At 40.6% G+C, this 17051-nt stretch carries 13 protein-coding genes; 5 read left to right on the forward strand and 8 right to left on the reverse strand.

Annotation, left to right across the window (positions count from 1 at the left end):
* Positions 1 to 7: 7 nt before the first annotated feature.
* The 3 genes from HHA41_RS08370 to HHA41_RS08380 form a co-directional block, all read right to left on the reverse strand.
* Positions 8 to 1450, reverse strand: coding sequence for a deoxyribodipyrimidine photo-lyase (locus tag HHA41_RS08370; RefSeq protein WP_168461330.1), 1443 nt, complete (start codon positions 1448 to 1450; stop codon positions 8 to 10).
* A 206-nt stretch (positions 1451 to 1656) separates the two neighbouring features.
* Positions 1657 to 2139 carry a peptidylprolyl isomerase gene (slyD, locus tag HHA41_RS08375; protein ID WP_168417977.1) on the reverse strand — a complete coding sequence of 161 codons (483 nt, stop codon included), beginning with the start codon at positions 2137 to 2139 and terminating at the stop codon, positions 1657 to 1659.
* Positions 2140 to 2420: 281 nt separating this feature from the next.
* The gene (locus HHA41_RS08380) at positions 2421 to 3731 is read right to left on the reverse strand and encodes a D-alanyl-D-alanine carboxypeptidase family protein (protein ID WP_168461332.1); all 1311 of its coding nucleotides are present in this window, start codon (positions 3729 to 3731) and stop codon (positions 2421 to 2423) included.
* 205 nt (positions 3732 to 3936) lie between these two features.
* Between HHA41_RS08380 and HHA41_RS08385 the strand changes: the two genes are divergently transcribed.
* Positions 3937 to 5640, forward strand: coding sequence for a M61 family metallopeptidase (locus tag HHA41_RS08385; RefSeq protein ID WP_168461333.1), 1704 nt, complete (start codon positions 3937 to 3939; stop codon positions 5638 to 5640).
* An 86-nt stretch (positions 5641 to 5726) separates the two neighbouring features.
* Here HHA41_RS08385 and HHA41_RS08390 read toward each other — a convergent pair whose 3' ends face one another.
* Positions 5727 to 6512, reverse strand: a complete 786-nt coding sequence (locus tag HHA41_RS08390; protein WP_168417974.1) for an rRNA large subunit pseudouridine synthase E — start codon at positions 6510 to 6512, stop codon at positions 5727 to 5729.
* A gap of 248 nt (positions 6513 to 6760) precedes the next feature.
* Between HHA41_RS08390 and HHA41_RS08395 the strand changes: the two genes are divergently transcribed.
* From HHA41_RS08395 to HHA41_RS08405, 3 genes are all read left to right on the forward strand, one after another.
* Positions 6761 to 7321 (forward strand): M23 family metallopeptidase, encoded by a 561-nt coding sequence (locus HHA41_RS08395; protein ID WP_168417973.1) that lies wholly within the window; start codon positions 6761 to 6763, stop codon positions 7319 to 7321.
* Positions 7322 to 7425: 104 nt separating this feature from the next.
* Positions 7426 to 8250, forward strand: a complete 825-nt coding sequence (locus HHA41_RS08400; protein WP_168461335.1) for a PhzF family phenazine biosynthesis protein — start codon at positions 7426 to 7428, stop codon at positions 8248 to 8250.
* Positions 8251 to 8408: 158 nt separating this feature from the next.
* A complete protein-coding gene (locus HHA41_RS08405; RefSeq protein ID WP_168461337.1) occupies positions 8409 to 11204 on the forward strand; it encodes a M16 family metallopeptidase in 2796 nt (931 codons plus the stop codon).
* 105 nt (positions 11205 to 11309) lie between these two features.
* Here HHA41_RS08405 and HHA41_RS08410 read toward each other — a convergent pair whose 3' ends face one another.
* Both HHA41_RS08410 and HHA41_RS08415 read right to left on the reverse strand, forming a co-directional pair.
* A complete protein-coding gene (locus tag HHA41_RS08410; RefSeq protein ID WP_168461339.1) occupies positions 11310 to 12374 on the reverse strand; it encodes an amidohydrolase family protein in 1065 nt (354 codons plus the stop codon).
* 135 nt (positions 12375 to 12509) lie between these two features.
* The gene (locus HHA41_RS08415; RefSeq protein ID WP_019836689.1) at positions 12510 to 12911 is read right to left on the reverse strand and encodes a DUF3144 domain-containing protein; all 402 of its coding nucleotides are present in this window, start codon (positions 12909 to 12911) and stop codon (positions 12510 to 12512) included.
* 108 nt (positions 12912 to 13019) lie between these two features.
* On the opposite strand from HHA41_RS08415, the gene HHA41_RS08420 reads away from it, so the two are divergent.
* Positions 13020 to 13652 (forward strand): hypothetical protein, encoded by a 633-nt coding sequence (locus HHA41_RS08420; protein WP_168417969.1) that lies wholly within the window; start codon positions 13020 to 13022, stop codon positions 13650 to 13652.
* A gap of 127 nt (positions 13653 to 13779) precedes the next feature.
* On the opposite strand, the gene HHA41_RS08425 is transcribed toward HHA41_RS08420, so the two are convergent.
* Positions 13780 to 15246 carry a CHAD domain-containing protein gene (locus HHA41_RS08425; protein WP_168461341.1) on the reverse strand — a complete coding sequence of 489 codons (1467 nt, stop codon included), beginning with the start codon at positions 15244 to 15246 and terminating at the stop codon, positions 13780 to 13782.
* Between the two features lie 171 nt (positions 15247 to 15417).
* Positions 15418 to 16884 carry a CYTH domain-containing protein gene (locus HHA41_RS08430; RefSeq protein ID WP_168417967.1) on the reverse strand — a complete coding sequence of 489 codons (1467 nt, stop codon included), beginning with the start codon at positions 16882 to 16884 and terminating at the stop codon, positions 15418 to 15420.
* Positions 16885 to 17051 lie beyond the last annotated feature (167 nt).

The raw sequence follows: 17051 nt of genomic DNA on the forward strand, positions 1-17051 counted from the left end.
ATTTCGCCTATAACTGTTTAAATGCCTCAATCGCGCGCAGACGACTCTGTTTTAAATCTACTATCGGCTGAGGATAATTCAGTTTTAAATTTGGATTTTTCGCATAAGGTTCGTGAATGTGTTTGGCATCTAAATGTGCCAGTTCAGGTAACCAGCTGCGAATATAATCTCCCTGTGGGTCAAACTTTTGGGACTGGCTTACAGGGTTGAAAATCCGAAAATAGGGCACAGCATCTGTCCCTGTCGAGGCGCACCATTGCCAACCACCATTATTGGCAGCTAAATCACCATCAATCAAATGCTGCATAAACCACTGTTCGCCTAAGCGCCAGTCAATCAACAAATTCTTGCATAGAAACATTGCAGTAATCATTCTGACCCGATTGTGCATCCAGCCTGTATGCAGGAGTTGCCGCATTCCTGCATCTACAATTGGGATACCTGTTTGTCCTTGTTGCCATGCCGCTAAACCTGCTGGATCATTACGCCACACAATTTGTGCAGTCTGGTCTTTAAAAGGTTGGCGTTGGGAAACTTTGGGATAATCAAACAAAATATGTTGATAAAACTCACGCCAAAGTAATTCATCTAACCAAGTTTGTTGCCCAATATTTTCCAGATGAAAATGACCTTGCGACGAAGCAAAAACCGCAGCCAGACACTGCCGAATAGATAAAATCCCACAATTTAAATAAGCAGAGAGCCGACTTGTGCCTGACCGTGCAGGAAAATCACGCTGTTGCTGATAATCTTGCATGTGCTGATGCACAAAATCATCCAACAATTGCTGCGCATGTTGTTCCGTAACTGCCCATAAATTTTGCTGTTTTTGTGGAACGGCAGCCCATCCCCAAGTTTCTAAATTGGGAACAGTCGATTCATATTCAGAAGGTAATTTAATTGCGATTTGTGGCTTTGGTGATGGGAAGCAGCGTGGTATAGCCAAACTTAATAGCTGATATGCATACTTTTTAAATGCGCTAAATATCTGATAGGGTTTCATGCTCTGATTGCGCACACTGCCTACAGGGAAAAGCGTACGATCATGGTAGAGGATTAAATCCAGCCCTTGCTTGTTCAGGGTCTGTTGTAGTTGTAAGTCACGTTTTAACTCATTTACGCCCAATTCAATATTGGCATATATGTTTTGTATGGGGTGTGAGGTACTCAATTGTGTGCAGAGTTGGCTTACAGCAGTTGGAATATCTGACCAAAGTGGAACAGTTTGGATAATAAGGGGAATATTTAGCTGTGCTAACTGGTTTTTTAAGGCTTGTAACTGACGCAAATAAAAGTCAATTTTTATAGACGCATCATCATGCAAGAGGTGTTGCTGTGGAGACAGAACCACCAAACCAATACATGGCGCATTTTGACTCGCATGCCAAAGCGCACTGTGATCTGAAATTCTTAAATCTTGTCGGAACCAAACTAAATTATAGCTGCGCATGGAAAATATGCTTGCGGTGGGCTGAAATGTTGTCTCATTATAAGCATGGCTGTGCAGCCTTGTGTTCAATGAAAAAAGTTTGTTTGCTCAATAAATCGGCAATGTATAGCGCAGAATAATAATGATAAGACTTGAAGATTACTTTCCAAAATAAAAACAAAAAGGCAAAGTTATATAACTTTGCCTTTTCATTTGATCAGATGATCTTAGTGGTGATGACCACCCGCACCGTGTACGTGACCGTGATCTAATTCTTCTTGAGAAGCTTCACGGATTTCAACGATTTCAACTTCAAAAGTTAAATCTTGACCAGCAAGTGGGAAGTTTGCATCTACAACAACGTTGTCACCTTCAACCGCTTTTACAGTTACAATTTGAACGCCATCATCAGTTTGCGCTTGGAATTGCATACCAGGTTGGATGTTGTCTACACCTTGGAACATTTGTGCAGGAACTTCTTGAACTAGGTCTGGGTTGTATTCGCCATAACCTTCAGCAGCAGGTACGTTTACAGTAAATTTTTCGCCTACTGTTTTACCTTCTAACGCTTTTTCTAAACCAGGGATGATGTTACCTGCACCATGCAAATAGGCAAGTGGTTCACCTTGAGATTTGTCGAGAGTTTCGCCCTCTGCGTTAGTCAATGTGTAGTGGAAAGAAACCACGAGGTCATTTGCAATAGCAGTCATGTTATTGATCCATTCAATTTTTTAAGGGTACATCATAAAGTGAAATGTGGAATTTGTTATAGACATTTCTGCAAATTCTTCACTTTTCCAAGTTTTTTATGACATTTTTTAATTAATAAGGGCAAAGTTTATTATTTCAATGCAAAAATATGCAAGTCTGCAAATTTTTACGGTTTTTCGCTGCAACTGATTCTGCCAGCTTTTTGTAATGTGTAGATGACAATAGAAAAGATGGGGCATGGCCCATCTTCACTATATTAAAATTTAGTGATGCTTTGGTTCTAGCCCAGAGAAGTGTGTTGATCTTCTGTAGTTTGCTGCCCAAAGAAATTAAACAAGTTTCCAAACCACATCATAATACGTTCAAAAATATTGGCTTCTGCAATTTGCACTTGTTCTTCAATTGCAAAGCTATTAATCAATTGATTATTTTGATAGACATGCACCGTTGCTAACTTCATAACTTGCTCAAGCGGGGCTGTCAGTAACTTTTCTGACAACTCAATGTTCAAGTGGGTTTGAGTCCGTTGAGCGGGCTCAATACTATGTAACAGGCCATCTGCTGTTGCCATTTGTAGACGCAAAGTGTTTTGGTCAAATGCTGCTAAATCAATCGCATCCGCACGTTCGTATAAAGATGTTGTCACAAACTTTGGTTGGCTGCTTTCAATTTTAAACATGCGTAATGTCGATTTTACGACAGGAAGTTCAGCAATCATTTGTTTAGGTTTAATTGCAAGCTCGTTACGGGTGTAGCTATAGGCTAAATTTAACAATTTATGCGCGACTTCTGCACGTTTTTGAACGCTTTTGGTGCCCATGACCACTACCACTAAACGACGTTCAGGTGCATCGCTGTCTAATGTTGGGCGGTTTGCGGTTAAAGCAAGGTTATATCCCGCTGCTTTGGTATAACCTGTTTTTAAACCATCTACACTTGGGTCTTGTTTTAATAAAATATTGGTCGCACGGTGATAGTGCTGATTGTAGGTAAAACTGGTCTGTTTAGAGTAGATCAAATAATCAGGTGTTTCGGTCACAATGGCTTGTGCCAAACGGGCCATATCTGCCGCAGAAGAATAATGGTTTGGCATGGTTACACCAGATGGATTCTGAAACAGTGTGTCTTGCATGCCCAGCGCTTGCGCTTCCTGATTCATTCGAGCAATAAACTGCGGTACACCACCTGCAACACGCTCACCCAAAGTCAGCGCAGCATCATTGGCAGACATAATAATTAGCCCAGCCAACAATTGATCTACCGAAATTTGTTCACCTGCTTTTAAGTACATTTGTGATTCATCCCACATCACTTGCTGTACCACAGGTGTTGCGGTCAAAATTTCATGCTTGTTTAATTTACCTGCCTGAATATCTTTCAGCACAATATAGGAGACCATCATTTTGGTCAGTGACGCAGGCGCACGTTGTACGTGGCTATTGTGCTCTGCAATGATTTGTCCAGATTGTGGGTCTAAAATTGCCCAAGCTTCGGCTTCAACACTTTCGGCTTGGATATTCAATAATGCGGCATGTGTGATTGCGCTGCAAAGCCAGCAGAGTAGCGCAATCAGATAAATAACACGTTTCAAAGAAGTTCCTTATGTACACCAGTCCGTTGGTGCTGTAATGGTGTCTAAACAGTAAAATCGGTGTCGAGTGACTTAGGCATGCTATGCTTTTTTTTGCCGAATGACTAGCCAAAAATACCCACAAATCAGGCGATGACGCATCAATTGCTAAAAAAATGTTAAGCTTGTGGCCAAGTTCTTATTTATACATTTTGTATTGCCCATTATGTTGCATTATCAAATCGAATTTGACGATTATCGTCAGCATCTTATGCATGTCACCGTGCGTTTTTTGGCTAATCCTACTCAGGTTTTATCATTACCCACTTGGATTCCAGGCAGTTATTTAATTCGTGAATTTTCAAAACATATTGAGTCGGTGCGTGCTTATGATGAGGCGGGGCGCATCCTCAAAATTCAGAAATTTGCAAAGAATAAATGGCGTTTGTTCAATACCGACCATGAATTGATTACGGTGGAATATGATGTTTATGCCTATGATTTGTCGGTGCGTGGCGCTTATGTCGATCAGACCCGTTTATATGTCAATCCTGCCTGTGCTTGTTTGGGCTTAGATGGTCAGGAAGATAAAGCAGTTGAAGTCGAATTATTTTTACCAGATGAATTAAAGCATTTTCAACTTGCGACAGGTTTGGCTGCAAAAAGTTTGGTGAAAGGGCGGTATACCTTAAAAGCCAAAAATTATGCAGAATTGATTGATGCGCCATTTGAATTGGCAGAACAAACCCGTTTTAGTTTTAGCGCAGCAGATATTCCACATGAATTTGTGGTATCGGGCAAACACGCGATGAACGCTGTGCGTATGCAGCAAGATATTGAAAAAATCTGCGCTACACAAATTGCTATGTTTGGTTCTGCGCCATTTGAAAACTATACCTTTATGACCATGGCAACAGGCAATAGTTATGGTGGTTTGGAGCATCCAAACAGTACTAGCCTGATTACACCACGTGATGATTTACCTAAAGCCAATGAGCCTGAACAACCATCTAAAGATTATCAGCGCTTTTTAGGCTTGTGTAGTCATGAGTATTTCCATAGTTGGTTAGTCAAATTCATTCGCCCTGAAAACTTTGTTAATTATGACTTGAATCAAGAAGGCTATACCTCACTGTTATGGATTTTTGAAGGTTTTACTTCTTATTACGATGACTTGTTATTATTGCGCAGTGGCGTGATTGATCAGGCAGCGTATTTAGAATTACTTAAAGCACAAATTGATCGCTATTTACAAAACCCAGGGCGTGCGATTCAAACTGTGGCAGAATCAAGTTTTGATGCATGGGTGAAGTTCTATCGTCAGGATGAAAACTCGAACCATGCAGGAACCAGCTACTATAACAAAGGCTGTTTGGTTGCTTTGTGCTTAGATTTGGGCTTGCGTTTACGTGGTTCAAGTTTAGATGCCTTAATGCAGAAATTATATGCCAATGCGCAACAGGGCATTCAAGTGCATGAGCGTACAATTTTTGAGTTATGTAAAGAGTTGACAGGAGATGATTGGTCAGAGCAAATCCATCATTTAATCAACACGACAGATGAATTGCCTTTAGATCAGTTATTGCCTGAATTTGGTATTCAGTATCAGCTTAAGCAGGACAAGTCTTTGCCATTTGGTCTGAAACTGACAGATAAGCCTGAAGGGGTGTTGGTCCAAGCTGCGCGTCGTGAAGGTGCGGCTGCAAAAGCAGGGCTTTCTGCACATGACGTGATTGTTGCGATAGATGGTTTAAAAGCTACGACAAAGTCGCTTGAGCAATATGCTAAACAAGATGCAGCTTATACTGTTCATGCTTTCCGCCGTGATGAGTTGATGACCTTTAAAGTGAATGCTGCACAGACTGAATTACATGAAGTTGAATTAAAACTGCAAGATCAGGCGAAAGTGGAATTGTGGTTAAAAGGTTGATTTGAAGTTAATTTTAAAATTCTGCAATAATAAAATGGATGCTTTGGCATCCATTTTTTGTGTTGAGCTAATGCGGCACTCAAGCATTAACGCGCCCGACGTCCACGGCTTTTGGTATTTGGGCGTGTTGTACCATTGGTCTTACGACGTGGTTTTTCACCTTCTTCCATTTGCCAAATACGTGGCGTACCAGATTTTTTCTTAGGCGTACCATCTTTATTTTTCTTTTGATGCATTGGCTTGCCGCCCGTACCACCTGGTTTTTTCACATAAGAACGCGAGCGATATGGCTCTGCCGCAGGGACATCTTTAAAGTCAGGATACAACAACGGTTCAATTTCTTTGGTTTCACCAGGTTGCAAGCCAAGTTGTACCAAGTCGATTGAACCTATTTTAGTACGAATCAAACGCAGGGTTGGAAAACCAACAGCAGCAGTCATGCGGCGTACTTGACGGTTGCGTCCTTCGCAAATTGAGATTTCAACCCAAGAGGTCGGAACAGAAGCACGGAAACGGACAGGTGGATCACGCTCCCATAACCATTCTGGTTCATCTACTTTGTGTGCTTGTGCAGGTAAAGTCATACCATCTTTAAGCTCTACACCTTTGCGTAGTTGTGCTAAAGCTTCTTCTGTGACATCACCTTCGACTTGTACCAAGTAGGTTTTGTATTTTTTATTGGCAGGGTTGGTAATAAACTGATTTAAGCCGCCATGATCGGTTAGGAATACCAAGCCTTCCGAATCCATATCTAAACGCCCTGCTAAACGTAAGTCAGGGTCGTCTACAAAAGCAGACATGGTGAGGTGTTTTTCATCCTCACGGAATTGAGAGAGAACGTCATATGGCTTGTTCAGGATGACGATTTTCATAAGAAATGCTTCTTTAAATTCAACAAATTGGAGATAAAGTGAGTTGTCTAAAATGAGGAAAATATTATTTCCCAATTAAAACTCAAATAAAGTGGGTTTGGATGTCGCTATTATGCGATAAGAACAACAGAAAGTATTGCATATTGGCAATTATTTTTAGTGTGTGCATTTAAAATTACAGAAACAGGCTAGGCATCTATAGTGCATAAAATTAAGATAAAACTGATATGAATAAAAATTAGGATGTTATGCAACAAGGTCGTTGGTGCTTAAAACTCTCACTTATCTTCTCAATGTTGGCTTTGCTTAGTGCATGTCAGCCACCTGTGTCTGGTGAATCTGCAGGAATTCAAACCCCGTATTTATACTGGAAATTGCAACAAACTGAACTGGCTGGGACTCCATTACAAATTCCCGTGAAAGGAGTAAATATAGGTCAAATACAAGATACATGGGGTGCAGCCCGCAGCGAAGGCCGTAAGCATCAGGGGACTGATATTTTTGCAGCGCGTGGTACAGCCGTCATTGCTGCGACAGATGGCATTGTGCATAAAATTGGTTTAGACCGTTTGGGTGGTAAAGTTGTTTGGATTACAGGGCCTGCATTAAGCCAGCATTATTATGCGCACCTTGATGATTATGCCGAACACATTCAAGCGGGAGATTGGGTACAGGCTGGAGAAGTCATTGGTTTTGTTGGCACAACAGGCAATGCCCAAAACACACCACCACATTTGCATTATGGCATTTATGTACGTGAGCAAGGAGCAGTGAATCCTTATCCATATTTACAGGCAAGTGCACGTTAATTTCAGATCAAATATTGTGTAAATATCAAATCTTTTAACCATTTCCGTTTCAAGCCTATTTATATTAGGTCGATGCTATCTTTTTTAGGACAAACCGTTTAGCCATGAAAATTTATCAAGTCGATGCTTTTAGCCATACATTATTTAAAGGCAATCCTGCTGCAGTTGTATTACTTGATACATGGTTAGACGATGACTTGATGCAACATATTGCACAGGAAAATAATCTATCAGAAACCGCATTTGTGAAAATGTTGGATGCTGAAAACTTTGAAATCCGCTGGTTTAGCCCGACCACCGAAGTTGATTTTTGTGGACATGCGACGCTTGCAAGTAGCTTTGTCATATTTAAGGACTATACCGCTGCCAAAACCATTCAATTTCATGTGAAAAATTTGGGTATTTTTACGGTACATCAACAGCCAGATGGCAAAATCTGCATGAATTTTCCAATCCGTCGTGCCAAGTTAGTCAAGGAATATCCTGCAGTTTTGCGACAGGCACTGAGCAAGCCATTTAAAAATGTATATCTGAATGCGCAAGCTTATATTGTGGAATATGAATCTGTGCAAGATGTACTAGACGAGCAGCCGAATCTAGAATTATTAAAACAGCTTGGACAGTTACGAACTGCTTTAACTGCCGCATGTTCAAGTGTTGATGTTGCAATTACAGCATCTTCACAAGCCGATTATGACTGTGTTTCACGTTATTTTGCGCCCGTCATGGGTATTCCTGAAGACCCTGTAACAGGTTCGATTCATACAGCAATTGCCCCGCTTTGGGCAGAACTATTAGGGAAAACTGAATTGGTGGCTTATCAGGCTTCACAACGTGGTGGGGTGTTGTATTGCTGTGTGCTAGACCATGAGCGCATTGAAATTTCAGGTTATGCCCAGTTATATCTACAGGGTGAAATTATGCTTTAAGTCCAATTTGGCAGTGTGTTGGTTGTTTGATTTAAATCCTGAATTTTGCAAATTTTTACTGTTTAAAGAAGTACATCTTGTTAAGCTGTTTTGGCAAAAATGCGTGATGACTGTGCGCTGTAGCAGTCAAAAATAAAATGAAATTTATCGGAAAAATAATGTTGCTACGTTTGAAAACCTTGAGCTTGTCTTTATGTGTGTTAGCATTTAATGGTGTGGTTTTTGCCCAGCCTGTTTTAGTTAAATCAAAACAAGATATACAAGAATATCAACTAGATAATGGTTTACGTGTCATTCTTGCACCTAATCAAAAAGAAAACAAAGTCTTTATGAATATGGTGTATTTGACAGGATCACTCAATGACCCACAAGGCAAAGGTGGTTTAGCACATTTATTAGAGCACTTGGCGTTTAAAGGTACAAAAAATGTGCCCGAAGAGGAGTTTCAGCGCCGTCTAGATCAACACAGCTTAATGCACAATGCCAGCACGGATTATTACTCGACCAAATATACCAATATCATTCGTCCTGAAACACGTGCAGTTAATGAAATGATTTTTCTAGAAGCTGAACGTATGGACAAACTGGTGCTGCAAGAAAAATACGTACCTGCTGAAATTGCGATCGTGAAACGCGAACGTGAAGTACGTATGGATCAGCCATTTTCAGTTTTGTTGGATCAGGTGTGGAAATCGGCCTATGGGAATCAGTATTTTGGACGCTTACCGATTGGTGATTTAAATGAACTGCAATCCATTAAAATGCAGGAATTGAACCAGTTTTATCGGACTTGGTATGCACCGAATAATGCTGTTTTGGTTATGACAGGTAAGTTTGATCAGACTGCTGTGTTAAAGCAAATTGATCAGCATTTTAGTCCAATTGCAGCACGTCAAATTCCAAAGCAGGTGCAAGTTCCGTTATTGGACAGCAAAAAAATTCAGCCACGCAATTTTGTCGTACAAAAGGGCAGTCAACTGGCAAAATTTAATTTGTATTTAAATGGCAAGGACGAAAAGTTAAAAACCGCTTTGGTGTTGTCGCCTTATTTGCATACCTTACAGCCGAGCGGACATTTATATCAAAATCTTGTGGAAACAGGTACAAGCACCATGGTGCAATCTAGCACATGGCTAGATCAAGATTTTAATTTAGTGCTGATGGGGGCATTGTATGCGCCAAATCACGACGCTAAACAAGTACAAGCTAGTTTGAATAAGAGCATCGAGCAGGCCAAGAATTTTGATGCAGCAGAATTACAACGGGTTAAAAACCTGATTCAAAATCAAGCTGATAGTGTTATGAATGATGCAGTAGCTTTGGGCGGTCGCTTGAGTGATTATGCGGTGGCTTATCAGGGGGACTGGACGCAGTATTGGCGTGATTTACAAGATATTCAGCAGTTAAATGTAGATGAGTTGAATCGACATTTAAAACAGTTTTTTACCGCAGAACATCGGGTCATTGGCGAAATTCAACCCACACCTGAAGATCAAAAACAGGCACTTACAGCGAAAAATAATTCAAGCGTTGCTAAAACTTTAGATCAGCAAGATGCACCTGTTATCCCTTTAAAAGATGTGCAAAGTTATCAGCACGAAGTTGCAGAGTATGTGCAAAAATCCAAACAGTCTTTGATTAAAAATGAAAAAAAGATTCTGCGTGGAAGTTTAAAAAATGGGGCCAAGTATGCATTATTTCCAACAGCGACCCGTGATGATAAAACCTATGCCGCTATTTCAGTCAATTTAGGTACGGCTCAGACTTTATTTAAGCAAGGTGAAATTCTAGATTTAACCGCATATTTATTGCTACGGGCTTCACAGGAACATAGTTTGCAAGACATTGCAGATCAATCCATTGCCGCAGGCGGTTCAGCTTTTGCCCAAGCCGATGCCAATAGTATGCATATCCAAATTGTGGCAAAAAAAGAAAAATTTGATGAATTTTTTAACTTTGTTTTAGATGTGATGCAAGCCCCAAGCTTTGAACAAAGTCAGTTCGATTTAATACGCTCACAAAGTCTATCGAGTTTAGAACGACCTTATACCGAGCCTGAAACTGTAGCGGCGTTGACCATGGCACGTTTAATCGAAATTTACCCAAAGGGCGATTTACGCTATCACTTTGAACCAGAGTTTGCCAAACAGCAATTACAAGCTGCGACACAGGTACAAGTACAGCAGTTGTATCGTCAGTTTTTTGCTATGGATCATGCCCATATTGCGATTACAGGGGAGTTCGACCCGAAATCGATGCAGAAGCTATTGAGCAAGCGTTTAGGGCAGTGGCGAAGTCATCAGCCATATCAACGCCTAGATTCGGCATACACGGCATATCCTGCACAAAAGTTGCATGTATTGGCAGAACAACGTGAATTTGGTAGTTATCAGAGTCTACTGACTTTACCTTTGGGCGTGAATCATCCAGACACACCTGCCATGATGGTGCTGAGTTATATTTTAGGTGAATCACAATTGTCTTCTCGTTTGGCACAAGAGTTACGTGAAAAAAATGCTTTGGTCTATGGTTTTAACAGTGGCTTGAGTCTAAGTGAGTTTGAGCAATCGGGTGCGCTAAGTATTTCGGCACAGTATAGTGCAGGCAAGTCGGCTCAAGTATCGCAAGCTGTTCATAAGGTGTTGATGGACTTGCGCCGTGATGGTGTTACGCTGCAAGAAGTTGAAGCAGCAAAAGCAGATATTCTAAAAAAACGTGTTACGGCTTTGGAGGATGAACGCAGTATCCACCGTATGTTGGTGCCGCAATTAGAACAAGGGCGTGATCTATTGTTCCGTGAACGCCGTGATCAGGCTTTGGCCAAACTCAGTAAAGCTGATGTGGATGCTGTGATTCAAAAATATTTAAATTTGGAACATTTACTGGAAGTGGCGGCAGATCAATACGGTCAAGTGCAAGCAGATATGGTCACACCCAAAGCTGCACAGAAATAAGATTCAATCTAGTATTTAACAGGCACATAAAAAGCGCATCAACTTCGATGCGCTTTTTTTTTCTTGAAGTTTGATTGGAGCGTTTTGAAAAGCTGTTTCACGGCTTTATAAGCGGTAAAACTGTTTAGCGTTATGATGAAACACTTGTTGCAAAGCATTTGGATGATATGCAGCAACAATATCGCTAGTTGCATCAATTAAATTGACCAAAGAGGTACTGACTCGATCCATAGGGAAGTTTGAGGCAAACATTAACCTATACATACCAAAGCTTTGCAAAGCATGCTGAATGAGTGGTGCGGTCAAATCTATAATTTCCTGTTTCGATGCTTCACGTTTTTGTGGGTGAAATTGGTGCCCCAAAACAGGCATGAATAAGCCTGATATTTTGCTGTAAACATTTGGACAATGTGCTAATTCTGCAATATCTTCCTGCCAGCGGAACAGGATATTTTCCCGTGCAGTTTTTGTCACACCTGTGTGATGGCCCACCTGTCCAAACAGTCCAGCAGGTGTGCCCAAATGGTCAAGTACAATGGATGTTTCAGGAAACTGTTTGGCCAGTGCCAAGACATCACTCAGTTGGGTCGAATATGTCCATGCATCAAAACTTAAATTGTATTGTGCCAAGACTTCAAAGCCTTTTAGAAACTTTTTATTTCGATACAAATTAGGTTCATCTGCCCATGCAAAAATCCCACGATCTTCATGCACTGCAGCCATTTTGCGAATACCACAAAAATGCGGTGAAGCTTTATGATGCAGTTTTAGAATTTTCTTAAAATTTGGGTCACGCGGGTCTGCGGCAGCCACAATTGCACCCAAGGCGAAACCATTATTTTTAAAATCTAGGCGTTCTATAAACTCCGTTTCACCAACCACACCTTTGCTTTTATGATCGTGCCAGTTGGCTTCAATATGCACGACTTTTTCGGCAGGATAAAAGCCTAAATCACGTGCATAGTGTTCAGGTAAATAGGCTGAAGTAACGTGTTCTGTGCGTCCCAATGTTTCAATCAGCGCTTTGGGTTTAATCAAGCGGATGGTTTTATCGAGTAAATTGGGATGTTTCCCCAAAAGTTTTACCGCCAATCTTGCGCTGTGTGGCGTGTTATACGGGTCCCATTGGTGAATATGCGCATCAATGAGTGCAAATCCTAGATTCTGCATAATCATCCTTTTTTATAACGCTGTTATTTCACTATTCAAAGCCATCACGTTGCAAAAGGGAAGGGTATTGATCGAAAAACTACAAATTGGAAAACTAGCGCATTAAAAAAGCCCCATAGGGCTTTTATGCAGAACTTAATGTTCGTGATCGTGTGAATGATCATGTTTATTGGTATGAAACTCTTCGTTATGACGGAAGCGCAAATAGTTTTCAAACTGTTCGCAGTATTCGTCGTAGTTATCTTCTAGCATCATTTGAAATTGCTGCAAAATATACGACATCACCTGATCTTTGGCATCGCGCATTTCATTGCCATCTTTAAAGTTATTGGCAGCGACCCAAGTATTAAAACGCGCTGTAGCGAACAACATGGCAGCACTGACCTGACCACGAATTTCAGCGGGTTTTACTGTAGAGCCTTTTTCAAAGTGACAAAAGCCATTCGCCTGTTTAATAAATTCATCGGCACGTTCAAAAAAAGCGGCATTTAATGCTTCTTCTTCGGTTACATCGGTTGCTTCAATCTTTTGAACCATGAACTTTTCCTAAGCTAAGAATTTAGATGCCTCATTATAGGCAAAGCCTTGCAGAAACAAAACCTTTGCCTTAATCTAAAAATAGCCTAAGTAAGATTGGAGCGGGTCATGCAAGATGCAATTGCAGTACAAAGTTTAAAAAGTGATATTGCCTTATTACGTCAAAATATTTGGCCACCTGCACAGCTTGCACATGTAGAAGGGCTGCCTATTTACTATGGAACTGCTGCCGAAGTTGCACATTATTATGGGCAGTGGACGGGGTTAATTGAGCGTGCTCAGGATTTATTCCAGCCTTTTATGCAAGATGAAGTAATCGATGCCATTCATTTGCCTAGCCATTTAAATTTACCGTTGTTTTATTTTCATGTAGATCGAATTCGGGTGAATAAAACCCGTGCTAAAGAGTCTAAAACTTTTCGGGGGATTGCCAGTCTAATTGAAAAATGTGGGCAATTTGAACCATCTGAAATTCAGGCCATGCAGCGCTGGTTAGATAGTGATGATACAGCAGCACTGGTAGCACATCGTGAGTTTATTGATTTGCGCACTTACGTGTTTCAACATGGGCAAAGTGACTATACTCGTACCCGTTTTTATGTGAATGGTATTGTTTTAAGTGTAGAGCCGCATTTTGAACTGGTTGATGCTCGTGACAAGCCACGTAAACAGCGCAGTGACAGCTATCAAGACCCTTTAGCCGATAATCAGACTTGGAAAGTATTTGGTAAGTATCGTTAGAAGGTATGGGGTATTGATTAAATCTTGTGGTAATAAATGTGATTCAAAAATGATCACAAAACCATTTAGCTCAACACAATCCTAATGACTGTGTTGAGCTATTTATTTATCAAAACTGAACAATCAGCTATGACCAAAATGGTTCGCTTTGCGCAAATTGTTGTAAATCTTGCTCGGCCTGCACGGAAATGTGACGTTCTTCTGATGCAATCCAACCCAATACAAACCACGTTTTGGGTTCAGTTTGAGCGTGGCTTTCGTATAAACCTTGTGCCACCATCAAATCATTAAAATGTCCTAAAGTTTCCTGTAACGGTTTTAGGGTTTTTAAATATGTTTTGACTTCGTTTTCTGCAAATAGACTGCTGACAAATTCAACTGTATAACGCAAGCGTTTGACTCGTTTACGGGTACGGTGCTTGGTTTCTACATCAAATTGTTGGAAATGACCTGCATCTTCACAAATCTGTTGATGCATTTTTTGCAGTCGTTTACGCAAAATTTTCTTGATTGGTTTTTGCTCAGGGTCTTCAGCAGCCGAAGCATGGCTAAAGCTGATCAATTGTAAAAGTAAGAGTGTGGTTGTGGGTGAGCGGAAAATCGCATCAATCGCAATATTTTCATTGGCCGCAGGTGGTAATTCTGTAATTGGCGAACCAGCACTTTCAAGTTGTGGAATCAGGCTTTCACGCAAGGCATCTTGATCGCGGGTGGAGCCTAATTGCTGAAACAGGGTGGCCAATTGGCTTTCCCAGTTTTGATTGGCCAGCGCATCGTATTCAGCAAAGATTTTAAAGGCACTGCGTAAACGGCGGATAGCGACACGCGCTTGGTGCACATGCCCACTGGCATAATCTTGACTGGCAATGGCGGTTGCATTCGGTAGTAAATGTGCCAAACAATTTTGGGTAATTTGTGCCAACAGTGCGTGCATATTTTCTGGATGTTCCAGTTGTAAAGCACTTTGCTGTTGCACAGGAATCATACTTTCATTGTTATGCAGCATATTGCCACGTTGTGATTTACTGCGTGTATCGAGCCACAAATGGTACTTCTTAATCCAAGGCTGAATATAGGCAATTAAATCTGCAATCTCACCTTGTTTGAGTTCAAACTCAACTTCGTAAATTTCTACCGATTGTTTGCCTTGGCGGATTTCACCTAAGTCAAAAGCAACTTCAATTTGACTGTTTTTATAATGTGCCAATTGGCTGTAGCGCAAAACATCGGTTTCAAATTGCAGGGTTAAATTCGCATTTGAACCATCCAATGCTTTTTTCAAAATCTTTCTGGCTTGTTTATGGTTTTCATAACATGCCAAGTCGCATTGTTCAGGTGCTTCGTATCCTAATTCATGCTCTAGCTCAAAGCGTTCATAATGTTGTGGACTGGGTGCTTTTAGAGTCTGACGCCAAATATCACCCTCTAAACGCTGACGCAGTGCAATGCGCTGCTTGGCCAAGTGCTGTTCAGGGCTATCATAATATTTAGCCCATAAGCGTTGTTGCTGAACCAGTTTGTTCTTTTTAAATGCTTTTTCAAATGCGGCACGATAAGTAGACGGAATTTGAAACTTTAATTCTATTTCAGACATCGGGAACACCCTCGATGAAACAAGCCAAGTTCTTTTTACTATAGTGCAAATCTATAAATGAACAAGAGAGAAAATGTGAATAAAAGATTGAAAAGGAAAATAAATCTAAAGTTGGTGTTTTGCCCAAGCAGCAGGGGGAGTGCCCATGCTGCTATGTATGATTTTTTGTGATTACTTTAAAAATTTACGGCTCACCATAAATTGTTCTGTCGCTTCTAACAGACGTTGTGCATAGACTTCTTGTTTAGCCGTGAGCCAACCTAAAACAAACCAGTCGCTGGCTTCAAGTTCCGTTTGCTGAATATATTGTGCAGAAGATGCCAAAATTTGATATTCCTGTGCAGCCAGTTGCGCATCATTCAGGGCTTTACTATATTTTTGCAAATTTTTCACATCATAAATATGTGTTAAAACTGGGAAGCTAAATTTAAGTTCCTGAATACGCAAAGCCAGCTGATCTAAACTTTCAAAGTCATGAATATTGCTTTGCTGTAGTTGTTCATGCAGCTGTTTATATTGTTGTTGCAGGGTATTCTGTGCTGCAGTTTTTAAGTCAATACCTGTGCTGTCGTTTGGTGCCAAACTAAACATGAGCAATTCTAAATAGTGATGCACATTTTGCGTTGAGCGGACTAAGTTGACCAGTTTTTCCTGTGCATACAGTGTGTCTTTTTTCAGGTTTTCTGCTGTGGTTGGATTCTGTAAAAAAGCACCCAGTGTGGCCTGCATGTGTTCTAAGTGCTGCAAATGGTCAAAATGCTGTTTAAAAGCTGCAATTTGCATGGCCCATTTATCACCCAAATGTTTAGACCAGTCTTTAAATAACGACAGGGTGAATTGTAAATGCTGCAAGGCAAGCTGTGCCTGATCAATATGACTTTGCTCCGCCACTTGTGCAGAAATAGCGGCAATATTAGGCAACAAATGCTGTAATTGTTGTGCAATCAAGAGGCGTAAATTTTGGTCTGCATTGTCCTTTTTGCTAAAGTGGAATTCTTTAGCTAATGTTGCAGGGCTGACTTTTTGTTGTACCGAAAGTAAATGTCCAATTTCTGCTTTATTCCGTACATCTAACCACAAATGGAATTTTTTTACCCATTCAAAGCTGAAGGCTAACAGGTGCTGAATCGAACCTTGTTTAAGCTCAAATTCAACTTCGTGTACCTCAACTTCTGAATCTGCACAACGAATCTTGCCAACGTCTAAACTGATTTCAATATCAGTATCTTCTAACGTCATCACCCGTGAGGTACGTTGAATATCCGTTTCAAATTGAAGCTGTAATTGATCGAATTTTGTGCCCAAAGCATGCTGTAAAATTGCCTGTGCTTCTGGAGTATTTTGATAAATGTGCAGATCAAGCTGTGGAGGAGTGTCTTGTATCTCTGTTGTTTCGAGCGGGTGGTTATGTTCAAAACTGTGAAAATGACTTTGTCCTGCAGCTTTCAACGTTTGAATCCATTGTTGGCCTTCTAAACGCTGTCTAAGGGCTACTCCGTGTTGTGCTAAATCATGAGTTGGTGTATCAAAATACAAAGCTTTTAATGCAATTTGAGTGGATTTTTTAGGGTCTAAAGTTTTGAGTAAAGCAGTGCGGCGTGCGACTGGAATTTGAAATTTTAATTCAACTTCGACCATGAATGACGTCCTGAAAATAAAGCAAGCTACCATGAAGCAGCAAACATATTGGTATTATAAATTTGTGATAAAGCGCAAAATTTGAGTTTTGCAAAAGTGCCGTTGATTGTAACTAAAATCAGCAAAGATGTAAGACTTGACCTGATGCTTTTTCATGGGTTGGTTTT

The sequence above is a fragment of the Acinetobacter sp. A1 genome, assembly GCF_012371315.1.
Lineage (GTDB): Bacteria > Pseudomonadota > Gammaproteobacteria > Pseudomonadales > Moraxellaceae > Acinetobacter.

Coding starts and splice junctions, on each gene's coding strand:
- HHA41_RS08370 (WP_168461330.1), bottom strand. CDS start 1,450: ATGCGCAGCTATAATTTAGTTTGGTTCCGACAAGATTTAAGAATTTCA.
- HHA41_RS08385 (WP_168461333.1), top strand. CDS start 3,937: ATGTTGCATTATCAAATCGAATTTGACGATTATCGTCAGCATCTTATG.
- HHA41_RS08425 (WP_168461341.1), bottom strand. CDS start 15,246: ATGTCTGAAATAGAATTAAAGTTTCAAATTCCGTCTACTTATCGTGCC.
- HHA41_RS08405 (WP_168461337.1), top strand. CDS start 8,409: ATGTTGCTACGTTTGAAAACCTTGAGCTTGTCTTTATGTGTGTTAGCA.
- HHA41_RS08415 (WP_019836689.1), bottom strand. CDS start 12,911: ATGGTTCAAAAGATTGAAGCAACCGATGTAACCGAAGAAGAAGCATTA.
- HHA41_RS08410 (WP_168461339.1), bottom strand. CDS start 12,374: ATGCAGAATCTAGGATTTGCACTCATTGATGCGCATATTCACCAATGG.
- HHA41_RS08420 (WP_168417969.1), top strand. CDS start 13,020: ATGCAAGATGCAATTGCAGTACAAAGTTTAAAAAGTGATATTGCCTTA.
- HHA41_RS08400 (WP_168461335.1), top strand. CDS start 7,426: ATGAAAATTTATCAAGTCGATGCTTTTAGCCATACATTATTTAAAGGC.
- HHA41_RS08395 (WP_168417973.1), top strand. CDS start 6,761: ATGCAACAAGGTCGTTGGTGCTTAAAACTCTCACTTATCTTCTCAATG.
- slyD (WP_168417977.1), bottom strand. CDS start 2,139: ATGACTGCTATTGCAAATGACCTCGTGGTTTCTTTCCACTACACATTG.
- HHA41_RS08430 (WP_168417967.1), bottom strand. CDS start 16,884: ATGGTCGAAGTTGAATTAAAATTTCAAATTCCAGTCGCACGCCGCACT.
- HHA41_RS08390 (WP_168417974.1), bottom strand. CDS start 6,512: ATGAAAATCGTCATCCTGAACAAGCCATATGACGTTCTCTCTCAATTC.